General features: G+C 63.5%; 16 protein-coding genes. 6 read left to right on the top strand and 10 right to left on the bottom strand.

Translation table 11 applies throughout. The features are described from left to right. Positions 1–100: 100 nt before the first annotated feature. The gene (locus tag P3T22_RS22520; RefSeq protein WP_429326176.1) at positions 101–1,075 is read right to left on the bottom strand and encodes a peptidoglycan DD-metalloendopeptidase family protein; all 975 of its coding nucleotides are present in this window, start codon (positions 1,073–1,075) and stop codon (positions 101–103) included. A 935-nt stretch (positions 1,076–2,010) separates the two neighbouring features. Here P3T22_RS22520 and P3T22_RS22515 point away from each other — a divergent pair. Next, entirely contained in the window at positions 2,011–2,310 is a 300-nt protein-coding gene (locus P3T22_RS22515; RefSeq protein ID WP_236721072.1) for a hypothetical protein, read from the top strand. Between the two features lie 84 nt (positions 2,311–2,394). Here the strand turns inward: P3T22_RS22515 and P3T22_RS22510 are convergent, their stop codons facing one another. Then, positions 2,395–3,576 carry a porin gene (locus tag P3T22_RS22510; RefSeq protein ID WP_429326175.1) on the bottom strand — a complete coding sequence of 394 codons (1,182 nt, stop codon included), beginning with the start codon at positions 3,574–3,576 and terminating at the stop codon, positions 2,395–2,397. A gap of 548 nt (positions 3,577–4,124) precedes the next feature. Here P3T22_RS22510 and P3T22_RS22505 point away from each other — a divergent pair. After that, positions 4,125–5,234 (top strand): OpgC domain-containing protein, encoded by a 1,110-nt coding sequence (locus tag P3T22_RS22505; RefSeq protein WP_429326174.1) that lies wholly within the window; start codon positions 4,125–4,127, stop codon positions 5,232–5,234. Between the two features lie 286 nt (positions 5,235–5,520). After that, positions 5,521–6,381, top strand: coding sequence for an alpha/beta hydrolase (locus P3T22_RS22500; RefSeq protein ID WP_429326173.1), 861 nt, complete (start codon positions 5,521–5,523; stop codon positions 6,379–6,381). Between the two features lie 55 nt (positions 6,382–6,436). On the opposite strand, the gene P3T22_RS22495 is transcribed toward P3T22_RS22500, so the two are convergent. Continuing rightward, entirely contained in the window at positions 6,437–7,519 is a 1,083-nt protein-coding gene (locus P3T22_RS22495) for an AI-2E family transporter (protein ID WP_063498844.1), read from the bottom strand. A 345-nt stretch (positions 7,520–7,864) separates the two neighbouring features. Between P3T22_RS22495 and P3T22_RS22490 the strand changes: the two genes are divergently transcribed. Both P3T22_RS22490 and P3T22_RS22485 read left to right on the top strand, forming a co-directional pair. After that, positions 7,865–8,149, top strand: coding sequence for a DUF3331 domain-containing protein (locus tag P3T22_RS22490; protein ID WP_063500674.1), 285 nt, complete (start codon positions 7,865–7,867; stop codon positions 8,147–8,149). A gap of 175 nt (positions 8,150–8,324) precedes the next feature. Further along, positions 8,325–10,892, top strand: coding sequence for an adenosylcobalamin-dependent ribonucleoside-diphosphate reductase (locus P3T22_RS22485; protein WP_429326172.1), 2,568 nt, complete (start codon positions 8,325–8,327; stop codon positions 10,890–10,892). Between the two features lie 52 nt (positions 10,893–10,944). Here the strand turns inward: P3T22_RS22485 and P3T22_RS22480 are convergent, their stop codons facing one another. The 6 genes from P3T22_RS22480 to P3T22_RS22455 all read right to left on the bottom strand — a co-directional run bounded on the left by P3T22_RS22480 (position 10,945) and on the right by P3T22_RS22455 (position 20,635). Beyond that, entirely contained in the window at positions 10,945–13,776 is a 2,832-nt protein-coding gene (locus P3T22_RS22480) for a molybdopterin-dependent oxidoreductase (RefSeq protein ID WP_429326171.1), read from the bottom strand. 13 nt (positions 13,777–13,789) lie between these two features. After that, complete coding sequence (locus P3T22_RS22475; protein WP_429326170.1) at positions 13,790–15,061, bottom strand: NAD(P)/FAD-dependent oxidoreductase; 1,272 nt, start codon at positions 15,059–15,061, stop codon at positions 13,790–13,792. Continuing rightward, entirely contained in the window at positions 15,058–15,405 is a 348-nt protein-coding gene (gene nirD, locus P3T22_RS22470; protein WP_429326169.1) for a nitrite reductase small subunit NirD, read from the bottom strand. Before nirD ends, P3T22_RS22475 begins: the two co-directional genes overlap by 4 nt. A gap of 472 nt (positions 15,406–15,877) precedes the next feature. Continuing rightward, positions 15,878–16,828, bottom strand: a complete 951-nt coding sequence (locus P3T22_RS22465; protein WP_429326168.1) for a dimethyl sulfoxide reductase anchor subunit family protein — start codon at positions 16,826–16,828, stop codon at positions 15,878–15,880. A gap of 11 nt (positions 16,829–16,839) precedes the next feature. Next, positions 16,840–17,586: a 4Fe-4S dicluster domain-containing protein gene (locus tag P3T22_RS22460; protein WP_429326167.1), complete on the bottom strand. Its 747-nt coding sequence runs from the start codon at positions 17,584–17,586 to the stop codon at positions 16,840–16,842. A 127-nt stretch (positions 17,587–17,713) separates the two neighbouring features. Continuing rightward, a complete protein-coding gene (locus tag P3T22_RS22455; protein WP_429326166.1) occupies positions 17,714–20,635 on the bottom strand; it encodes a molybdopterin-dependent oxidoreductase in 2,922 nt (973 codons plus the stop codon). A gap of 187 nt (positions 20,636–20,822) precedes the next feature. On the opposite strand from P3T22_RS22455, the gene P3T22_RS22450 reads away from it, so the two are divergent. Then, positions 20,823–22,355 (top strand): diguanylate cyclase domain-containing protein, encoded by a 1,533-nt coding sequence (locus P3T22_RS22450; protein ID WP_429326165.1) that lies wholly within the window; start codon positions 20,823–20,825, stop codon positions 22,353–22,355. Positions 22,356–22,484: 129 nt separating this feature from the next. Here P3T22_RS22450 and P3T22_RS22445 read toward each other — a convergent pair whose 3' ends face one another. Then, positions 22,485–23,708, bottom strand: a complete 1,224-nt coding sequence (locus tag P3T22_RS22445) for an MFS transporter (RefSeq protein WP_429326164.1) — start codon at positions 23,706–23,708, stop codon at positions 22,485–22,487. Between the last annotated feature and the right edge of the window lie 5 nt (positions 23,709–23,713).

Below are 23,713 nucleotides of genomic sequence, written 5' to 3'. Positions count from 1 at the left end.
AGCCTGGATGTGACAAAGCGGCGATCCCGGAAAATTCGCGACAATCGATTTACCGGGATCGCTGCTTGTTCAGAGTTGACGAATAATCGCCCGCTATCGCCTAGCCGCGGCCTTGCGGCAAATACGGCAGCGGATCGATCGGCTTGCCGTCGCGGCGCAACTCGAAGCCTACGGAGACGCGCGAGTTGCTTTCATCGCCCATCTCGGCAATCTGCTGCCCCTGCCGCACGATGTCGCCGATTCTCACCAGCAGCTTGCGGTTATGCGAGTACGCGGTCAGAAAGTCCTTGTTGTGCTGGACGATGATCAGACTGCCGTAGCCATTCAGACCCGTGCCGGCGTACATCACCTTGCCGCCGGCCGCGGCCCGCACCGGATCGCCCGCCTTGCCGCCGATTTCGATGCCGCGCGTTTCGCCAGGCTGAAAAGCCTCTACGACGCGGCCACCCGCAGGCCATGCCAGCGACACGCCGTTCGCATGCCGGGAAATCTGCTGCGCGACTTCGCGCGCCTCAGCAGCGCTGGGCGCGGGCGATTGCGTGGCGGACTGCGCCGTTGCCTGCGCGGTGGTGGCCGCAGACGCTTGCTGCGCGGCGAGCGGAACAGCCGGCGCGGACGCCGCGGCAGCTTTCGCAGCAGCCGCCGCCGCGTTGGCCGCCGCAGTGGCCGCATTGACCGCTCGCACCGTTTCCGGCGAGGCGACGTGCAGCACCTGCCCGCGCTTTAACCGCGAGGAAGGCTTGAGGCCATTCCACGCCTGCAACTGTCTGACACTGCAATGATGATGCTGCGCAATACGCGCCAACGTGTCGCCACGCTTGACGCGATACACCAGAGGCGGCGCCTTTTTAAGCGGTGTGCCGTCGTCGGCGGCCAGCTCGACCGACGTGCCTGCAACCGCATTGGAAGCCGGCGCTGCAGCCGCCGCCGGCACACCGGGCGCAGCCGATGCACCCGATGCCGCGCCGGTTTGCGCGCCCTGCTGTCCCACATTCGCACAACCGCTGACCGCCAGCGCGACCCACACGCCAGCCAGACTGGCCATCATTGTTCGGTCGAAACGCTTTCCCAACATATTCGACTCCTGCTTTTTTATTGGCGAGCCGAGTGCTGCCCTGTCGCGTTCGAAGCGCGCGTTCTTACGAAGCGCTGCTCTCTTTCGCGACACAGCGAGGCCACCTCGTGCGGCGCCCACCCGTGCCTTGCCGTCCAACCCAACCCTTTTTGCGTTGCCGGAAGCCGGAAGCCGGAAGCCGGGAAGCCTGGAAGCCTGGAAGCCTCGAAGCCCGGACGCCAGACGCCAGACGCCCGATAGCAGGCGATCTTCTGCGAAAAAGGCCAGATTGCCGATTAAAATTCACGCGGAATTGTAAAGTGCGTTTTTAAAAAAACGCCCCGCCTCGCACACTCTGATACAAACCTTACTTATGGTGTTGCAGACACGGTTGCGTGCGCAACCAGTCCAGCGCCGCATGCCCTCAAGCAGCCGCTGCTCCGTGCAGGTCCGGTCGCGGCCGCCCTGGCGGCATAACCCGGTGCACAAGATCTGCCAGCGCCTCATGCGCGGGTCGGCCTCGCGCCGCTACCCGCGCGATCGCAAAGACCCGTAAGCGGCTGCGCCGCCGGACGACCGCACGGCAACGTTTGCTTTAACGGCAAAGCGCCGCCAAACCTTGAATTGCCAGCCGCGGCGACGGTGCGCATCGAGGGAAAAATGGGTTGACGAGCGGACGGGTGGAATGCCCATCGGCTGTTCTGTCAGCGGCCTGCCGGCGCGCCCGGCATTTCCGACTAATCCCACGCGACGTTGGGAAAGAGACGATATGTTGAAGAACGTCAAGAAAATATCCTTACGGGTCCTTTTGAAGCCTGCCTGCCTCGCTGCCAAAGCGTTGCGAGTCTTTAAACGGGCAAGCCATTTCCGTCAGTATATTTTTTACTTCGTCAGCTCGATAAGCCGGCGGATGATTTGAGGTTTAAGTGGATTCTCTAAATTCAGCGAACAGATTCATGGGTGGTTTCTTTTTCGGCGCCCTGATCGCCGCAGTCGTGATGGTGTTGCTGTGCAATGCCGGTGAATTTTCGCCGTTTATCGCGAAGCTGCATGCTTTGGAACAGGTCATTCTGACCGCGCTCGTTTCGATCGTAATCGTCGATGCAAAACCATTGGCCTATAAAACCGTCTGGCGTGAACGCCGCTGCAGCTTCGTACTCGACGAAGATCTGAGCGCGACCATTCGCGGTAGAACCTTCGGTATTCCCGCCGGGGTAATAATCGGGATTCTGATTCAGAACTACGTGATGAACTAATTTCCGGTCACACGGAAAAACGACATCCTTCACGCTTTGTCTTGAAGTCGTCATTCCGCATACGGCCGGCACGCCCTGCCGCGCCTAGAACTTATGCCGTATCGCCGCACGCAGCACGACCTGCTTCGACGTCGATGACGGCGACTGGGTGCCCGGCGTAAACGCATCGTCAAGAATCGAGTAGGTGGGGTCGCCGGTCACCTGCTGATATTCGCCCTGAATGTACACGTCGGTGCGCTTGGACAGGTTGTAGTCCGCCATCAAGCCGAACGAATGAATCTTCGGCTTCACGCCGCCGCTCGAAGCGTCGTAGGTTTCCATCGAGTACACGTACTGCGCGCCGACGAACAGCATTGGCGAAATCTGATACTTGCCATTCACCTCGAAGTTCTGATACTTCAGCGAATTCAATAACACGCCTGGCGGCACGAGCGGCACAAGCGGCGTCACGCCGAGATAGCCGTTGCTGGTGGGATCCAGATAGTTCGAGTTGGTGTACACGAAGCCGGCAGTCGCCGGGCCGAAGGTATACGTGATGCCACCGCCGAACACGCGCATGCGGGCGGCGATAAAGCTGGCATCGTTCGCGGTGATCGCGCCGTTTGAGCCGTTGCCGGGGTTGTCGGCCTGCAGATATGCCGCGGCCACCAGCAGTCCGCCGTAGGTGTACTGGCCGCCGAAACTGTACGCGCGGTTGTTGGCGAAGCCCGTGTCGTTGCTGAAGCTGTAGACGCCGCCGAACTGAAAGCCCGAGAGCGACGGGCTGGTGTACTTGACGCTGTTGTCGAGGCGGAATGAGTTGTCGGTGTTGTCGTTATCGTACGGATGCGAGAACAGTAACCCGGCCCAGTTGCCGTTGGCCGTCGTCGGCGCCAGATAGTCGACCACCGAGTCGTACTGGCGGCCGAACGTCAATGTGCCGTATGGCTCCGAGCTCAAGCCGACAAACGCCTGGCGGCCGAACATCCGGCCGCCCTGATCAAGCCGCCCGGAGCTGACGTCGAAGCCGTTTTCCAGCTGGAAGATCGCCTTCAGTCCGCCGCCCAGTTCCTCGGCGCCTTTCAAGCCCCAGCGGCTGCCTTGCGCATAGCCGCTCGCAAGTTCATAGACGTGGCCGCGGCCGACATTGTTGGTGTAGTTGATGCCCTCGTCGAGTACGCCGTACAGCGTCACGCTCGTCTGGGCAGAAACAGGCGGGGAGAAAATAGCTAACGAGGTGGCGGACAAAGCGGTGGAGACAGCCAGCGCGAACACTTGCTTGTTCATGATGATCTCCCTGAGCTCGAGTGATGTGACCTCGATCCAACCGCTTTCTTTTTGACGCTTCTTGAGGCGTTTATCGACCCCGCCGCGTTTTCAGAAATCCTCACACGCCGTTGCGTCGCCGTCCATCGGGTGTCACTCCCATATCTCAAAACGTTGCGAAATCTCCACTGCGTGGAGCAGACCCTTTTTCCGCGACGCTTATTCAGGTAAACGGCGCCGCGCCGCCCGGACTTAAGCCGGCTGTCGCATTGGGCCGCGCGGCGCCCTGCGCGTCCCGCAGCGGGTTTATCACGAAAAGAAATATAATCGAAAGCTTTTGCGGCACCGCAGCGGAACTCCTCGCTGTCAAACGAGTCATTTTTACTGGCCTCCGCAACCGAGCCTCGCATGGCCGCTTCAAGCGGCGACGCGGGGCGGCCATCCGCGGGGCGGCCTTCCGCGGGCCGGCCGCCCGCCGCAACACCCCATCCAATTTCAAAAAGCTTTGTGAGACGCCTGCCGCGCTGGACTAGCGCGCCGTCGCACGGGGCTGCTTTTGGCGCCACACTATGCAAAAGTCGCAATCCCGCTTGCTTGAGCTCGATTTTTTTCGCGGGCTGGTTCTCCTGATCATCGTCGTCGATCATATCGGCGGCAGTATTCTGTCGCGCGTCACGCTGCATGCGTACGCACTATGCGACGCGGCTGAGGTTTTCGTGTTCCTCGGCGGCTTCGCTACCGCGACGGCCTACGCGGCGCTCGCCGAACGGCGTAACGAGGCGACCGCGCGCAGCCGCTTCCTGCGGCGCTCGCTTGAAATCTATCGCGCCTTCCTCATCACTGCCGGCTTGATGCTGCTGGTCAGCGCGGTGCTGAGTGCGTTCAGTATCGACGGCCCGAATCTCGCCACCACCGATCTCGACGATCTGATGGACACCCCCGTGGCCGCCCTGCGCGACATCCTGCTATTGCGCCGTCAGCCGTATCTTGCTTCCGTGTTGCCGATGTACGTGTTCTTCGCGCTGCTGGTGCCCATGATCCTGCCGCTCGCGCGCAGCAAGCCATGGCTGTTGCTAGCCGGCAGTGTCGCGCTGTGGGCGGGCGCACCGGCTATCGACGCCTACCTGCCCGCCGCGCCGGACATGCACTGGGATTTCAACCCGTTTGCCTGGCAGTTGCTGTTCGTGCTCGGCGTGCTGGCACGTTGCCAGCCGGTCTATCAGCGGATCAGCGCGCACCGGCTCGGCTGGCTGGTCAGCGTACTGGCGTTCGCCGTGGTCGCTGCCGCGGCCTGCTACAAGCTTTTTATCGAACGCGAGCCGCTCGATGCCAGCTTCAAGCAAAACCTCTCCTACCTGCGCGCCGTCAATTTTCTCGCGATTGCCTGGCTCGTCGCGAACCTGATCCAGCTCGGCTGGGCACGAAAGCTCGCTCAATGGATGCCGTGGGTCGGCATGATCGGCCGTAAAGGGCTGCTGTGCTTTATTGCAGGCGCCGTGATTTCGCTGATCGTCGATTCGGTGCTGTATGCCGCGACCGACGGCTATCTGAACTATCCCCTCGGGCTGGTGGCGGACGCATGTGCGGTCGGCGCACTGTTCGCCGTCGCCAAGGCGTCGGAGCCGCTCAAGCGCTTCGCCACGCGTCTCTGGAACTTGCGTCTCAGAACCTCGCCCTGAGCGAGCAGCGTGCGCATGCACGCGCGAGCTTTTGCCGTGTTGCCGTGTTGCCGTGTTGCCGTGTTGCCGTGTTGCCGTGTTGCCGTGTTGCCGTGTTGCCGTGTTGCCGTGTTGCCGTGTTGCCGTGTTGCCCCGTTGCCCCGTTGCCGCTTGCATGCCTAACGAGCTTGAATGCCTAACGAATTACCTCGTTATCGCTACCCCGCTTGCAGTTTGCCGATTTCCACTACCGAAACTGATAGCATGACGGCCGCGCGCGACCTGCGCGGCGGCCTTTTTCTCTGAAATGCGTCTATTCCTACATTCCGCACTCCTCGCGCTGTGCGCCGCCGTCGGCGCGCCGGCGAGCGCCGGCACTGTCATCAGCCGAAGCTTCCATTCCGAAGCGCTCGGCCGCGACTGGGCCTACACGATCTATCTGCCCACCGGCTATCGTCACGACGCCGCGCGCATTCCCGTGCTTTACCTCCTGCACGGCAACAACGGCGACGCCAACGACTGGCTCACGCAAGGTCACCTGCAAACCACCGCCGACGCACTGATCGAGCGCAAGGAGATACCGCCGGTCGCGATCGTGATGCCGCAAGGCGGCACCGACTGGTATGTCGATCGCAAGGAGAAGATGGAAACAGCGTTCTTCGACGATCTTCTGCCCGAGATCGAAACGCGCTACGCGGTCGCGACGCAGCGTGGCGGGCGGATGATCGGCGGCGTTTCGATGGGCGGTTTCGGCGCATTGCGCTACGCCATGACGCAACCCAATCTCTTTTGCGGCGCGCTCCTGCTAAGTCCCGCGATCTATGCCAACGAGCCGCCGCTCGCTTCGGCGGCGCGCCGCGTCGGCGTGTTCGGGGACCGGCAGTTCGATCCGCACGTCTGGCGTGCGCTCAACTATCCGGCGCAGTGGGAGCGGTACATGAGCCAGCCCTATCGCCTGCCGATGTTCATCGCCGCCGGCGACGACGACCTCGCAATCCAGGCCGATGCGTCATCGCTATATACGCATCTTCGGCTGGCGGGGAATCCGGCGGCACTGCGCATTATCGACGGCGGCCACACCTGGGATGTCTGGAGCGCGCTGCTGCCCGCCGCGCTGAAATATACGTTGGGCTGTGTCAAACAGCCGGCCCGCGATCAGGAAAAGTAATCCGGCGTACCTCTGCGAATCGGCAGCCCTGATTGCGCCCGCAAATTGCGTGCAACTATTGCACGAGATCGGTCCACAACACCATCAACACGGTCATGAGCGCGGGCCCGATGAAGAGGCCAAGCAAACCGAACGTTTCCGCCCCGCCGAGAATGCCAAACAGCACCAGCAGAAAGGGCAGGCGCGTCGAGTTGCCGATCAGCACCGGCCGCACGAAATGTTCCGCGATGAACACCACCACTGAACCGAACCCCGCAAGCCCGATGGCTCCAGCAACCGAGCCTTGCGAGAACAGCCACAAGGCCGCGAGGCCGAACGTGATCGGTGCGCAGAACGGCAGCATCGCGGCGATCGCCGTGATCGACGCAAGCAGCGCGACGTGCGGCAAGCCGGTGACGCAATAGGCCACGCCCATCAACACACCCTCGCCGAGCCCGACCACCACCAGCCCCGACACCGTGCCGCGCACGGCCGCGGCCATGCGCTCGAGCAAGTGCGCGCCGTCGTCGCCGAAGCCGCGCCGCACGCCTTGTAGCAGCGAGCCGGACAGACGCGGCCCCGCCTGAAAAATCACGAACAGCGTGACCAGCATGAAGGCGAACACCACCACGGCGTGCGCCGCGCGTGCACCGAAGTGGCGGCCGAACGTCATCACCGTGGTGCTGTGCAGCCCCTTCATAGCCGCCGAGTCGCGCAATGGCTGGGCGAGATTGGCCTGCCACCAGGCCGAAATCTGTTGCACGCCGAACGGCAAGCGCTCGATGCTGTCCGGCAGCGGAATACCGTTTTCCTGCACGGCCTTGAACCACTCGCTCATGTCATGGGCTTCGCGCAACGCTTGCGCGATGCCGATTCCGACCGGCAGCACCACCAGCAACGCGATCGCGGACGTCAGCACCGCGGCGATCAGTGTCGTACGGCCGGTGAACCAGCGGCTGCTTTCCACCTTGTGCAAAAGCGGCCACAGCGCGATCGCAATGACGCCGGCCCACGCCATCACGGCAATGAAATCGCGCACGACCCACAGGGCCAGCAACACAAGTCCGACGTATAGAACAAGTGATGCCGCTTTTTGTTTTTTCAGGCAATCGGGCGGTGTCGGCGATTCGGGCGGCACTACGGGGGGGCGTGAAATCATGAAGGCTCTTAGGGTCTTGTTGATATGCGCGCGAGCCGTCCAGAAAAATGCAAAACCGCTACAATTGCACGGCACGGTCGCTCATCGATAATTACATCTTAAAGGAAGCACCGGCGCCTTTTGCAGGCGGCATGCCCGTCGCGCGGCGTACAACACTGCGTTGCAAAAATCCACCCTATCGCAAATTCACATCGCATATCGCCCGCAAAGCCTCTCCGCGTCGGGCGAACGTAGATGTCAAGTTTCATTGTTGCTATTTTGAGAACAGTGTTTCAACCGCGACACAATGGCTATCCGGCGCGCACGGGACTACAGTCCGCACACCACAATACGGAGCCGACTATGATGACCTTAGAGTCCGTCCCCCTTGACGGTACCAATGGCGTACGCATCGAAATTCTCGAGCGCTCCGACACCACGCTGGTGATCCGCTGGGTCGAACCCGGGCGCTGTCACTATGGCGAGCAGCGGTGGCGGCGGCGCTCGGCGCATACGTCGGGAACGTGCGCGGTGACGCGGCGCAAGATTCGCCGCGGCGATGCCGTGTTTAAGCCAGCTGAACGGCCGGCGCCTTCGAATGCTTCTGCGATGATTTGCGCCGAGGTGCTGGGCGAGCTGGCTGAAGCGTGAAGCCTGAAGTTTGAAGCGAGGCACCAGCCGCTCCCCGATTGCGGCCCCTCGCCACGTGCGCTAAGGTGGTCCCCATTGCGTCGAGACACCCCGTTCGCCCCACACGCGGCGGTATAGTGATCCGCAATTCCACCCACCGCGCCGCGCCTCTTGCGACGCCGCTAGAGGCCACGCCATGGCAGAAGACACCCCGGAAACCCGCGCCGCAGCGGTTCCTCCCGGTCAATTAGTTGCACCGCAACAATTCTCTCTGGACGTCCTGCTCGAGAAGTACGCGAAAGGCGAAGAGCAATCGGCCGACGACGTGTTCAAACGTGTCGCCCGCGGCGTCGCTCAGGCGGAACCGGAGGCACTGCGCGAGTCGGTGGAAACGCTGTTTGCCGACAATCTGCGGCACGGCGCGCTGGGCGCTGGGCGCATCATGAGCGCGGCAGGCACCGGCATCGCCGCCACGCTCATCAATTGCTTCGTGCAGCCGGTCGGCGACGCGATTCAAGGTGTCGACGAACAAGGCCTTCCCGGCATCTATGTGGCGCTGCTGCAAGCCGCCGAAACGATGCGCCGCGGCGGCGGCGTCGGCTACAACTTCTCCGCGATCCGGCCCAAGGGTGCCCGCGTTCATACCACCAGTTCGTCGGCGTCCGGACCGTGCAGTTATATGGACGTGTTCGACGCCTCATGCCGGACCGTGGAAAGCGCCGGCTCGCGGCGCGGCGCGCAAATGGCCGTGCTCGACTGCAATCACCCCGATCTGATCGAGTTCATCGAGGCGAAACATTCGAAGGGCCGCTGGAACAACTTCAACGTGTCGGTGGGCGTCACCGACGAATTCATGCGCGCCGTCGAAGCAGATCAGCCCTGGCCGCTCGTGCACCGCGCCGAGCCGTCGCCGGCGCTGCGCGCGGCCGGCGATGTGCGGCAACGCGAAGACGGCCTGTGGGTTTACAGCGAAAGGCCCGCACGCGAGATCTGGGACCGCATCATGCGCTCCACCTACGACGTCGCCGAGCCCGGCATCGTGTTCATCTCGCGCATGAACGAGGACAACAATCTACGCGCCGTCGAAACCATCCGCGCCACCAATCCGTGCGGCGAACAACCGCTGCCAGCCTACGGCTGCTGCAATCTCGGACCGTTGAACCTCACGCGTTTCGTGCTCGATCCGTTCGCGCAAATGAAAGGCCGCAAGCCTTCATTCGACTGGGACGGTCTCGCCAAACGCACCCGCATCCAGGTGCGTTTTCTCGACGACGTGCTCGACGTCACGCTATGGCCGCTGCGCCAGCAATATGACGAGTCGCGCGCCAAGCGGCGCATCGGCGTGGGCTTCACCGGCCTCGGCGATACGCTGGTGATGCTCGGCTTGCGCTACAACTCGCAGGAAGGCCGCGACTTCGCGGTGCGCATTGCCCGGCTGATGCGCGACGAAGCCTATCGAGCGTCGGTGGAACTGGCGCGCGAGCGCGGCGCGTTTGAGTTGTTCGACGCCGGGCGCTATCTGGAAGCCGGCACGTTCGCCTCGCGCCTGCCCGACGACATCAAAGATGCGATACGCCAGGACGGCATCCGCAACAGCCATCTGCTGTCGATCGCGCCGACGGGCACCGTCAGCCTCGCATTCGCCGACAATGCGTCGAACGGCATCGAGCCGGCCTTCTCGTGGACCTACACGCGCATGAAGGTGATGGCCGACGGCGGCCGCGAATCGTTCGACGTCGAAGACTACGCGTATCGCCTTTATCGCGAGCTCGGCGGCGATGTGAACAAACTGCCGGACTACTTCGTCAGCGCCCTGGAAATGTCGGCACGCGACCACCTCGACATGATGGCCGCCGTGCAGCCGTACGTGGACACGTCGATCTCGAAGACGGTGAACGTGCCGGCGGACTATCCGTTCGAGGCATTCGAAAGCCTTTACTTCGACGCCTGGAAAAACGGTCTGAAGGGCCTCGCCACCTACCGCCCGAACGAAACGCTAGGCGCGGTGCTGAGCGTGAGCCCGCCCCAGGCAGACGACACGCTGGCCGAGACCGATCAGGATCCGCTGCGGATCGCAATCGATCATCGGCCCAAGGGCGAGTTGCCGGCGATCATCGAAAAAGTCGAGTACCTGACGCAAGCCGGCAAGAAGTCGCTTTACGTGGCGGTGTCGTTCATCGAAGTGACGGGACGGCTCGGCGGCGAAGATGTGACGATCGAGCGCCCCATCGAGTTCTTCATTCCGACCGGTCAGCGCGACGAGTCGCAGCAATGGATCACGGCGACGATGCGTTCGCTGTCGCTCGCGGCACGCGGCGGTTTTGTCGCGCGCAACTTGCAGGACATGCGCAAGGTGTCGTGGGATCGCGGCCAGGTGCGGCTCGGCGAGGTGCAGCGGCTCGATGGTCATCGCACGCCGCGCTGGCACGATTCCGAAGTGGCGGCGCTCGCCTTTGCGATCCAGCAGATTCTGCACCGGCGCGGCTTTCTCGACGCTGAAGGCAACCAGGTGCCGTCGCGCATGCTGGCGCGTTTGCCGCGCGGGCAGATGAGAGCCGAGGTGGCGTTGCCGGCGGATTTCGGTATCCGTCCGCATCCTGGCGACGCGGACGAATCCGCATTGCTGACGCAACCCGGTGGCGGTGCGCAGGGACTGCACACCATGCTTGGACGCAAATGCGGCTCTTGCGGTGCGAACGCGGTGATTCGCAAGGATGGATGCGACTTCTGTACGGCGTGCGGTGAAGTCGGCGCGTGTGGGTGAGTGGCAACGGGGCATGGTCTTAAGTCTCTTCATCATGAAACGTCAGTCTCCTTCATGCGATGCTCAATCGTTCCAGCTCGGTGTCGACCAGCAGCTTCTTCAGTTCCGGCACACAGGACCCGCAATTGCCACCGGCCTTCAGGCACGCGGTAATCTCCGCCGCCGTCTTTAGCCCTTGCTCGCGGATCGCCGCGCAGATCGTGTTGCGGCCGACACCAAAACACGAGCAGACCGTAGGTCCCGTATCGACGCCCTTGCCAATCGGCTGTCCGACCAGCAGGCCGGCGCGGTCCTCCTCGTCGAGCCGGTCCTTCCCGAACAGGCCCGCGAGCCACGTGCGCGACGGCAAGGGCAGTTCAGGCCGCGCCGAGACGAAGATGCAACTCTCGATACGCTCGTCGACCAGGTGTACGGCGCGGTAGATGCCCGCCGTCCTGTCTTCGTACTCCAGCCAGTCGGCGTGCGGATCGTCGATGCCGAACAGCGCTTGCGCCCAGCCGCCGTGATCGGCGAGCGGCTTGCGCCCCGCGAGTTCGTAGCGCACGAACTGCGTGCCGTGGACGCGCGTCCAGTAGGTCATGCCGTCCAGCACCGGAGCGTGACGGCTCAACGAGAAACCGTGCCAGGCGACGTCGAACCGGTCGACGCGAACCGGCGTATGTTTGAACTCGGGCTCCCCGGAGACCGGATCGACCTCGGGATTCACCACTGCGCCGACACGCGCGTCGGACGCCACCTGATCGTTCCAGTGGATCGGCACGAACACGCTGCCACGCGACATGCCACCACCATGCAGCACACGGGCGACCATCGAGCCCCAACGGCTCGACACGCGCGCGAGTTCACCTTCCCGCACGCCGCACGACAGCGCGTCCTGCGGATGCAGATCGACGAAGGCTTCCGTCACGTGGCCGGCGAGCTTCTCCGACTTGCCCGTGCGGGTCATCGTGTGCCATTGGTCGCGCACCCGGCCGGTATTCAGCGTGAGCGGATACTCGTCGTCCGGCGCGTGGATCGGTGCGCGCGGCGGGGTCGCCACGAAACGCGCCTTGCCGTCTGCGTGCGCATAGCGGCGATCACCGAAGAGACGCGCGGTACCGCGCTGCGCTGCGTCTTTCGCCGCCAGTACGGGCCACTGGATGGGCTGCAGCGCATCGTAACGCTCGCGGCCGAGCGCGACGAGGCCGCTCAGATTGAAGACACGCGGCACCTTCCCTTCGATTTGCCCGTCGCCTGTTTTCCCGTGGCTGTCAGGGGTCTCGTCACCGTTGCCAGCCTCGTTGCGCTCGTTGCGATAAGCACTCAGCCGCGCATGCTCATCGAAGATCTCATGCGGCGCCGAAAAATCGAAGCCGGCATACCCCATCCGCTGCGCGACGTCGCAGACGATCCGCCAGTCGGCGCGCGCTTCGCCCGGTGCCGGCAGGAACGCCCGCTGGCGCGAGATCCTGCGCTCGGAGTTGGTGACCGTGCCGTCCTTCTCGCCCCAGCCGAGTGCCGGCAGCAGCACGTGGGCAAACGCGTTGGTGTCCGTGTTTTCAACAATGTCGGAACTGACGACGAGCTCGCAGCGCGCGAGCGCCCGCTTCGCCTGATCGCCGTCGGGCAAGCTCACAACCGGGTTCGTGCCCATGATCCAGACGGCCTTGATCCGGCCTGTCTCGATCGCCCCGAACAACTCGACCGCCTTGAGTCCCGGCCGTTCTGCAATGGCGGGCGAGCCCCAGAAAGTCTGCACGAGTCCGCGATGTTGCGGATTGTCGAGCTCCAGGTGTGCCGCCAGCATGTTTGCAAGGCCGCCCACTTCACGCCCACCCATCGCGTTCGGCTGTCCGGTAAACGAGAACGGTCCCATCCCCGGCTTGCCGATGCGACCTGTCAGCAGATGGCAATTGATGATGCTGTTGACCTTGTCAGTGCCGGAAGACGACTGGTTCACGCCTTGGGAATAGACCGTCACCACCCGCTCGGTCCGCGCGAAAAGCCGATAGAACTCGAGCAGATCGTGTGGGTCGATTTTGCAGGCCTTCGCGCACTGCGCGAGGTCAAAACCGCTCGCCGCGTCGGTTGATGCGGCATCGAGCGCCTGTGCGAAACCGGTCGTGTGCGCATCGACGAAGCCTGTATCGGTCGTGTCGTGTTCCGCGAGAAAACTGAGCAACCCGTTGAACAGCCGGACGTCGGTGCCCGCCTTCAGCGGCAGGTGCAGGTCGGCCGTCTCGCAGGTCGCGGTATAACGCGGGTCGATCACGACGACCTTCATATCGGGTCGCGTTTCCTTGATCTTGACAATCCGCTGGAACAGGATCGGATGGCACCACGCGGTGTTCGATCCGACCAGCACCACCATGTCTGCCAGTTCGAGGTCTTCGTAGCACACCGGCACCAGGTCTTCGCCGAACGCACGCTTGTGCCCGGCAACCGATGACGACATGCACAGGCGCGAATTGGTGTCGACGTTCGCGCTGCCGACATAGCCTTTCATCAGCTTGTTGGCGACGTAGTAGTCCTCCGTCAGCAGTTGTCCCGAGACGTAGAGCGCGACCGCAGCCGGGCCATGCTGATCGATGATCCGGCGAAAGCCGCTAGCGACCGTGTCGAGCGCATCGCTCCACGACGCGTCGCGCAATTCGCCGCTGCCCGGCTCGCGCAGCTTCGGATGCAGCAGGCGTCCGTCGAGCCCGACCGTTTCGCCGAGCGCCGAGCCCTTCACGCATAGGCGTCCGGCGTTGGCCGGATGGCGCTCGTCGCCGGCAATGTCGGGCGGGCCGTCCGGGCGTGGGGTCGCGCGTACGCCGCAACCGACGCCGCAATACGGGCAGGTGGTTCGGACCGCGTCACGGTTACCGTCAAACGAGTTGGAAATGGCGATGGGAAAACTCACGTTCGATTCCGGTTCAGGCGGGCTGCGCCTCGCACAGGGCTTTACCGAACAGCAGTTGGCTGCGCAGCGGAGAAATGTCGGTCCGGTTCTGGATCAACTCGAAGTACCACGCTCCATCCTTGACGTCGCCGTAGAGGACTGCGCCGATCACCCGGCTATCCTCGATCACGAGGCGCTTGTAGACGCCGCGTCGCGGATCGCGCAGCACGAGGTCTTCACTGTCCGGGCCGCCGGTGAAATCGCCGGCAGAATAAAGGTCGACGCCGGTGACTTTCAGCTTGGTCGCCGTGGCGCGCTGCACGTAACGACGGTGGCCCGCACCGGCCAGGTGCGCGCCGCAGACACGCGCCTGGTCCCAGATCGGCGCGACGAGGCCGAAGGTCGCCGTGCGGTGCTGCACGCATTCGCCGACCGCGTAGACACGCGGATCGTAGGTCTGCAACGTGTCGTCGACGACAATCGCCCGCTCGCAATGCAAGGCCGCCTGCTTCGCAAGGTCGATATTCGGGCGCACACCGGCCGCCATGACGACCAGGTCGGCGGGGATTTCCGTGCCGTCGTCAAAACGCACGGCGGCGACACGCTCCGGCCCGACGATTTCGGTGGTGCGGGCTTTCAGCAGGAAGCGCAAGCCCTTCTTCTCCAGCGTCCGCAGCAGCAGGGCCGATGCGCTCCTGTCGAGCTGGCGGTCCATCAGGCTGTCGGTGTCGTGCACGACCGTGACCGACATGCCCTGGCGCATGAGCCCGTTCGCCGCTTCGAGCCCGAGCAGGCCGCCGCCGATGATCACGGCGTGACGGTGACTGCGCGCGGCGGCGAGCATCGCTTCGACATCCTGAATGTCGCGAAACGCGATCACGCCCGGCAGCTGGTGACCCGGCACCGGAATCAGGAATGGCCTGGAGCCGGTCGCGATCAGCAGCCGGTCGTAGCTCGCCTCGACGCCGCTTTGCGAACGCACGATACGGCGCCGGCGGTCAATCGCGACCACCGGGTCGCCAGCATGCAGCCGGATCCCGTTGTCCGCATACCAGTCACGCGTGTTGAGGATGATGTCGTCGACACGCTTTTCGCCCGCGAGTACCGGCGACAGCAGAATGCGGTTGTAGTTGCCGTACGGCTCGGCACCGAATACGGTGATGTCGTAGAGGTCCGGTGCGAGCTTGAGCAGTTCCTCGACAGTACGCATGCCGGCCATGCCGTTGCCGACGACCACCAGTCGCGGACGGCAAGGCGCGGTGAACGAAGCGCCTCCTGAAGTTTGCCCGGCGTATTCGGGTCTCATGCGGCGACCCACACCTGACCGCTCTCGACGCGCACCGGGTAGGCGTTGACGGAATTCTCCGGCGCCTCGAGGCACTCGCCGGTACGCAGATCGAAATGATGCTTGTAGATCGGCGAGGCCACCACGATCCGCTCACCGAGGTTGCCGATCAGCCCGCGCGAGAGCACCGCCGCCTGCGAACCCGGATCGAAGTTGTCGATCGCGAACACGCTGCCGTCACCGTTCGCGACGTGAAATACCGCGATCTGCTCGCCATTGACCAGCGCACAGACGCCGGTATTCGGAACAATGTCGTCGAGCGCGCAGACGGGCATCCAGAATTGCGGAAGTCGATCGTTGTTCATGTGAGTTCCTCAAGCAAATAAAAAGGCGTCCCGCGGATACAGTCGTCAGGTGACTGAATTCGGGGGACGCCGTTGTCCAAAAGCCAGAAATCTAAAGGGTGACTTTTGCTGCATGCTGGCCGGATCGTCGTTGATCCGCCGCTCTGACTTACGCAAGGGCTATGCCACACGAGACTATTGACCGCCCGTCCGCCTCTGCGCGGTGAAAGGCGCTCTCGCAAGGCGGATCCGCGCGGACCGGGCTGATGCATTTTGATGCTGTACAGCACAATGGTGGTGCGCTGCAGCACATTCTGCGTGCAGCGCTTGACAGATGACGACAGCCCTTATGCAGAAGCGATTCCGTCAATTTGCAATGCCGTTGGTACCGGCGCCAATCACGCCCGCGACGCCGCCGAGCGCCTTGCGGTCGATGAACGGCACCAGCGCGTAGGTCGCGCCGCAAACTGGTGCGAACGCCTACGCGCAGGCATCAGCCGACTCTCGCGTAATAAAGATTTTGCGGATGCTTCGCTTCGGCGAAAAAGAACCAGCGTTCCGCCACGAGGCCCGCGTATTGCACGAGACACGCTGCGGCCAGCAAGCCGAGCGAGACGTCGATCGAATGCAAACCCGCGCCCAGCGCCATCAGCAAGACTGGCACGGCAAACGCGGCCACGAGAAAACCCCATTTGACTCCCCGCAGCGTCCCCGCCGATTTGCCGTGAAAAAATTCGCGCAGATTGAACGCGCCGGCGGTAAAGCCGCGCGAAACCTGTACGAGCTTCGGGTTCTCGATGCCGGTCGCGCTCTGCACGGTGGACTTCGGCCGCAACCGCGCATTGCGCATGAGCGACGCCGAGCGGCTGGCGCAGCCCGCGAGTGTCAGCACGCAGGCACAGACCGCCAGACCCGCTGTCAGCCCCGGCGCGAACCACGCGGTCAGCGCCGTCGCCAGCGTGAACCCGGACGCGCAACCTAGCAGCACGAAGTTGACCAGCGTGAGCGGTGTGGCCCACTCCTGTAGAAAACGCAGGCATGCATAGATCATCGCCGAGCAGACGAATAGCGCGGCGCTCGCCAGTACGCCGAGCACGCCTATCGCGAGCGACCACGGCGAGCCGAACCCGTGCGCGACGCCATAGAAAAAAGCACAGGCGAGAAACGCCGGCAGGCAGAGACATTCGCGCGACAACCACGAGGTTCGCCACATCGCAACCGCACGCCATGCGCGCTCCGGATGCCCGAGATGGAAGAACGACGCGATCAGTCCGAGGCCGCCCAACACGACCGACAGCGCCGCGCCGGCGACATAGAACGCATCGGTGGGCGCCGCGATCAGCCCCAGATGCACGGCCGCTTCCACGCCAACCAGCGCGATCAGCAGGCCCTGCGCCGCGCCACTCAACGTTGTGAGAAAAACCACCGAGAAAGCCGGATTCATCGCGAAGTCCTTTAGATGCGCGTCGCCATCGACGCAAGATGCAGTTCGCCGCGCTCGAGCCGCGCATCGAGCGATTCGGGCACCTCCATGGCCGTACCCGTGTCTTTGCACGAACAGCCTTGGCTCCCGCAACCCGAGGCCGACGTCGTGACGCGCGGCAAATAGTGGTTCGCCGGCCGTGTGTTCCACTCGGGCATCAGCTGATAGCCGCCACGCTCCTCGATCGCCTTCGACACCACCGACTCCGGATCGTGGATATCGCCGAACAGCCGCGCGGAGGTCGGGCACGCGAGCACGCAGGCCGGTTGGCGATCGCGCTCGGAGAGGTTTTCATCATGAATGCGATCGACGCACAACGTGCATTTCGTCATCTCCTTGCGCGCTTCGTCGAGTTCGCGCGCACCGTAGGGGCAAGCCCACGCGCAATACTTGCAGCCAATGCATTTGTCGAAATCGACCAGCACGAGGCCGTCCTCCTTGCGCTTGTAGCTCGCGCCGGTCGGACACACCGGCACGCACGGCGGGTCTTCGCAGTGCAGGCATGACTTCGGGAAGTGGATCGTCTCGGCGTTCGGATAGCTGCCGGCCTCGAAGCTCTGCACGCGGTTGAAGAATGTGCCGGACGGGTCCGCGTCGTAGGGATTCAGGTCGGCGAGACTGCCCGATTCACCCGACGTGTTCCACTCCTTGCAACTCGTCACGCAAGCCTGGCACCCCACGCACACGTTCAGGTCGATTACCAATGCCATCTGAGTCATCAAAGGCTCCTTACTGCTTCATTGCGTTGTTCGCACGTTTCGTTGCGCCTTGGGTGCGCCTTGGGTGCGCCTCCGTTGTGCCTTCGTTGTGCCTTAGCCGCGCTTTTGCTCGAGTGTGAACCGCGCATCACTTGCGCCCTGTCGCGCCGCGCAGCCGCGCCGCGAACTCGCCGCGCCCCGCGAAGTAGGTCTGCACGATCCGCGAGATCACCCCGTTCGACCCCGGCAATGCGGGCATCGCATCGAACTGCGGCAGCGTATGACGCGCGTCCGCTTCCGCCGGATAGATGCGCACCCGTACGTCGTACCACGCGGCCTGGCCTGTCACCGGGTCCGAGTTCGAGAAGCGCGCGGCGGCTTCGTCGCGGCCGGGCAGCTCGTCGGTGATGAGGTGATTGAGCAGGAAGCCGCGCTGGGATTCGTTCGCGTCCGCGCCGAGATTCCACGCGCCCGAGGCCTTGCCGATCGCGTTCCAGGTCCATACCGTCCCCGGCTCAACGGTCTCGCTAAAGCGCGCCATGCAGCGCACGCGGCCCCATTGCGATTCGGCATAGATCCAGCTGCCGTCGGCGATGCCGTTCTCGGCCGCCATCAGCGGATTCATGTAGAGATAGTTCTCGCCGTGAATCTGCCGCAGCCACGCGTTCTGCGAGTCCCACGAGTGATACATGGCCATCGGCCGTTGCGTTACGGCGGCAAGCGGGAAACGCGCGAGATCGGTGGAATCGCTTTCGAGCGGCGCATACCAGAACGGCAACGGATCGAAATACTTTTCGACACGCGCGCGCAAGTGCTCCGGCGGTTGCCTGCCGCTCGTGCGGCCCTGCGCGGCGAGCCTGAACTTCTGCATGACGTCGGAGTAAAGCTGGATCAGGATCGGCTCGTTGAATTTACGGAAACCGTTTTTCACTGCCCAGTCGAGATACGGCCCGTTGCAGTTGCGCATGTATTGGAGCGTCTCGGGCAAGCGGAAATGGAACACGCAATTGTTCTTTGCATACTGTTCCCACTGCTGCGGATTCGGCTCGCCCACCAGCGCCTTGTCGCCGTCCTTGCCGCGCCAGCCGATCAGAAAGCCCACGCCGGAACCGGGCGAGGTCGTGTGATTGACGATGAAGTCGGGATAGTCGCGAAAACGGCGCGTGCCTTCGGCGGTCGTGAACGCGGGAAACTTCAGCCGCGACGCCAGTTCGATCAGCACTTCCTGGAATGGCTTGCACTCGCCGGTGGGCGGCACGACCGGCACGCGCACGGAATCCACCGGACCGTCGAATTCGGAGATCGGCCGATCGAGCATCGACATCGCGTCGTGCCGCTCGAGATAGGTGGTGTCCGGCAGGATCAGATCGGCGAACGCCGTCATCTCCGACTGGAACGCATCGCACACCACGAGAAATGGAATCTTGTACTCGCCGTTCGCATGCTTGTCGGCGAGCATCTCGCGCACCTTCATCGTGTTCATCGACGAATTCCACGCCATGTTGGCCATGAAAATCAGCAGCGTGTCGATAGGATACGGATCGCCGCGCCACGCATTGGTGATGACGCTATGCATCACGCCATGCACGGCAAGCGGATATTCCCAGGAGAAGGCCTTGTCGATGCGCACCGGGCCGCCGTTGTCGTCGATGAACAGATCTTCGGGCGCGGCAGGCCAGCCGAGCGGCCCGGTGGCGAGCGGCGTGTTCGGCTTGACGGCGTCGGGGCTGTTCGGCGGTTTGGCCGAGGGCGGCACCGCACGGGGAAACGGCGACTTATGGCGAAATCCGCCTGGACAGTCGATCGTGCCCATCAGCGACATCAGCACCGCCAGCGCGCGGATCGACTGGAAGCCGTTGGAATGCGCGGCCAGTCCGCGCATCGCATGAAAGGCGACCGGGTTGCCCGTGACGGTCTCGTGCGTCTCGCCCCACGCGTCGGTCCAGCGGATCGGCAGCGTGATCCGGCGATCACGGCTCGTCTGGATCATTTCGCCCGCGAGACGGCGAATCGTGTCCGCTGCAATCCCCGTGATCTCAGCGGCCCACTCGGGCGTGCAGTCGGCCACGCGTTCGCGCAGCAAGGCGAACGACGGCGTGACCGGCGTGCCATCCTCGAGCGTATAACGTCCGTCGAGCGCGGGCGTCACGCCGGGGGCATGGTGCGGCACTGCGCGCGCGGCGGCGGCGTCCCACCAGAGATGATTCTGCGGAAACAGCGGATTGCCGACCGGCCGGTTCGGGTCGCGCACGAACAGGCCGAAGTTGTCGCTGGCTTCGTCGAGATCCACGAGCTCCGCCGCGTTCGTATAGCGCTGCACGAACTCGTGATCCCAGGCGTCGGCGGCGATCAGTTCGTGCAGAAACGCCATGAACAGCGCGCCATCGGTGCCGGGCTTGATCGGCACCCATTCGTCGGCAATGGCGGCGTATCCGGTGCGGATCGGATTGATCGCGATGAAGCGTCCACCCGCGCGCTTGAACTTCGAAATAGCGATCTTGAGCGGATTCGAATGATGATCTTCCGCCGTGCCGATCATAAAGAAGAGTTTGGCGCTGTCGAGATCGGGGCCGCCGAACTCCCAGAACGAGCCGCCGATCGTATAGATCATGCCGGCCGCCATGTTTGCCGAACAGAAGCCGCCATGGGCCGCGTAATTAGGCGTGCCGAACTGTTTGGCGAAGAGGCCGGTGAGCGCCTGCATCTGGTCGCGACCGGTGAACAGTGCGAATTTCTTTGGATCCGTGGCGCGAATCGTGGCAAGGCGTTTTTCGAGCACGTCGAACGCGACCTCCCACGACACCGGCTCGAACTGCGCGCTGCCCCGCTCCGCGGCCGCCTTGCGCATCAATGGCTGGGTCAGGCGTGCGGGCGAGTACTGCTTCATGATGCCCGAGGCGCCCTTGGCGCAGATCACCCCCTGGTTCAGCGGATGCTCGGGGTTGCCGTCGATATAGCGCACCTCGCCTTCACGCAGATGCACGCGAATGCCGCAGCGGCAGGCGCACATGTAGCAGGTGGTCGTCTTGATCTCGAGCCGTTCGTTCTGAGTGCGGGCGTGGTGTTCCATGCGGGATCTCCGTCGCGGCTCCGGCTGTGTCGAAGCGGTGTGGGTTCGATACCGACCATCCTATTCGCCACAGGCCCACAAGGGAAATCGCGATTTTCGAGAGAAACTATCCGCTGTGCTGATAGTTTCATTTTGAGCCGAAGCCAAGCCGCTTTAGAATAGCCGGAACTCCGACCACGGGACTCTCATGCTGGACACCCTCCCACGCGACTCAGCGCCCGCCAACAACGGCCAGCAGGAAGTCCCCCGCCCCGAAGGAAGTCCCCTTGGGGGATCGGGGGACGATTCCGAAATGTTCGAACTCGCGCCTGTCTCGCTCTGGCTCGAAGACTTCAGCGGCGTGCGCGCGCTATTCGACAAATGGCGGGCACAAGGTGTGACCGATCTGCGCGCCCAGTTCGCCGACTATCCGGCCCTTGTCGCCGAATGCGCGCACAGCATCCGCGTCATCAAGGTCAACCAGAAAACGCTGACGCAATTCGAGGCCGCCGATTTCGACGCGCTCACCAGCAATCTCGCCTCGGTGTTCCGCGACGACATGCTCAAGACCCACCTCGAAGAGCTATGCCAGCTATGGGCGGGCCAGGCCCAGTTCACGAGCCAGACGGTCAACTACACGCTCGGCGGGCGGCGCCTCGACGTGCTGCTCAAGGGCGCCGTGCTGCCCGGCCATGAAGACCGCTGGGACCGCGTGCTCGTATCGGTCGAAGACATTACCGAACTCGAAGGCGCGCGGCATCGCGTGACGCTTGCCGAACAGTATGTGCGCGGCCTGTTCGAACATTCGCCGGTATCGTTGTGGGTGGAAGATTTCAGCGCGGTCAAGCGTCTGCTCGACGGGGCGCGCTCGGCAGGCATCAGCGATTTTCGGGTGTTCACCGACGTGCATCCCGAGTTTGTCGACCGTTGCATGCAGGAAATTCACGTGCTCGACGTGAACCAGCACACGCTCGGCATGTTCGTGGCGCCAGACAAGAAAACGCTGCTGGCGCGCCTGCCGGACGTTTTCCGCGACGACATGCGGCCGCATTTCCGCGAGCAGTTGATCGATCTATGGGACGGCAAGCTGTTCCAGCAGCGCGAAGTGCTCAACTATTCGCTCGACGGCAACGAGGTGCACGTACACCTGCAGTTCTCCGTCCTGCCGGGTCATGAACGCGATTGGGACCTGGTGCTGGTGGCCCTCACCGACATCACGGCGCGCAAGAAGGCCGAAGCGTACCTGGAATTCCTTGGCAAGCATGACGTGCTGACCAAGCTGCGCAACCGCTCGTTCTATGTCGATGAACTGAACCGGCTGGAGCGCAAGGGTCCGTGGCCGGTGACCATTATCATGGCCGATCTGAACGGCCTCAAACGCGTGAACGACCAGCTCGGCCACGCGGCCGGCGACGCATTGTTACGGCGCGCCGGCGAAGTCCTGGCCAAGGCGGCGGACGCGCCGTTTTACGCGGCGCGCATCGGCGGAGACGAGTTCGCGATCCTGTTGCCCGACACCGACGAGCGAGGCGGCGCGGCGATGGTCGATGCGATCCGCCAGCTGGTCGAGCTGAACAACCAGTTTTATCCGGGTTCGCTGCTGAGCCTTTCGATGGGTGCTGCGACGTGCCGGCGCGGCGACCGGCTCGAAGCCGGCGTGCAACGCGCCGATCTGCTGATGTATGAGGAAAAACGTGCGCACTACGCGAACCGTCCGGATGCGGACGCGCCGGGCGGCTGACGCCTGGGCGTGCTGCACGTTGGCAGGCACTGCGCCGCCGCAACCCGTTGCGCAATCATCCCGGTATCGCCATTGCCGGTTTGCTCGAAGCCCTGTCGCCCACGAACCGATTCAACCGGTGGATGCCGGTCATTGCGCTGGCGGATCCTGGCGGCGAGCGCCCGCGCAAACTCGAATCGTCGTGACACCGTACGCCACCATGCACAGCAGTGCGCCAACGCCCAGCGCCAGGCGCAAGCCCAAAAGCGGCGCGCACGCGCCGAGCCACAATGCACTGAGCGCCGGCCCGCCACGATAGACCATGCCGTATAGCGCGAGCACGCGTCCGCGCAAGGCCTGCGGAACCGACAGGTGAATCAGCGTTTGTGCGCCTATTCCGGTCACGACGATCGAGAAACCCATCGTGAAGAACAGCGCGGCCGCCAGGCGGAAGTCGTGCGTCAACGCCAGGGCAAGCGTGCCGAGCGAAGCGGCCATTACGTGCCGCTCGATCAATCTTGCTAACGGTTTGGTTGCGTCACGCCCGCTGCACCATACGCCGCCCGCGATCGCGCCTGCCCCCGCTGCGGCAACGAGAGACGCAAACCCTTGTGAGCTGCGCCGCAACATTTCGCCGGCAATGGCAGGCGCGAGGTCCGGGATCCCGCGAATGCAAACCGCGGACGCGGTCAGGATCAGGAAGGTTGCCCGTAACGGGGCGTCCGACACGAGGTAGCGCAATCCTTCCGTCGCCTCATGCAACCATGGCGAGGGCGAAATCTTTTCGGTCGAGCGCGGGGCAGCAGGCGGAATTCGAAGAATGACGACGATGAATGTGGCATAGCTCAGCGCATCGAGCAGAAACAACGCGGAAGGATCGAGCTTCAGAAGCATCACGCCCGCCAAAGCCGGTCCTACGAAGCGCGCCAGATTGAAGCATAGAGAATTGATCGCGACCGCGGACGCAAGCTTTCCCGGCGGCACTAAAGTCGATATCCAGGAAAGGCGAGCGGGCTGGCACAGCGCGCTGGCAATGCCCGACACCAACGTCACCGCAAAGAGCGCCTCCATGGAATTGGCACGGCTCAAAATCAGACCGGCCTGCAAAACGGCCGTTGCCATCGCGACGAACTGACAATAGAGAATGACGCGGCGTTTGTCGCAACGGTCGGCCATCACGCCGGCAATCGGCGCAAGGAGCACGGTTGGGAAAAGATCGGCAAACGCGAGCAAGCCGAGCCACACACTCGAATGACTCGACTCCCACGCAAGCCAGCCTGTGCCGATCCGCTGCACCCAGGTTCCGACCAACGACAGGCAGTTACCGAAAGTAAACAGCCTGAAATCCCCACAGGCGAGCGCGCCGAATCGCATCCCCT

Source organism: Paraburkholderia sp. GAS348 (genome assembly GCF_050434205.1).
In the GTDB taxonomy this organism is placed as follows: Bacteria; Pseudomonadota; Gammaproteobacteria; order Burkholderiales; family Burkholderiaceae; genus Paraburkholderia.
Note: the sequence above shows the minus strand (reverse complement) of the source record. Positions and strands in the feature narration are given on the sequence as shown.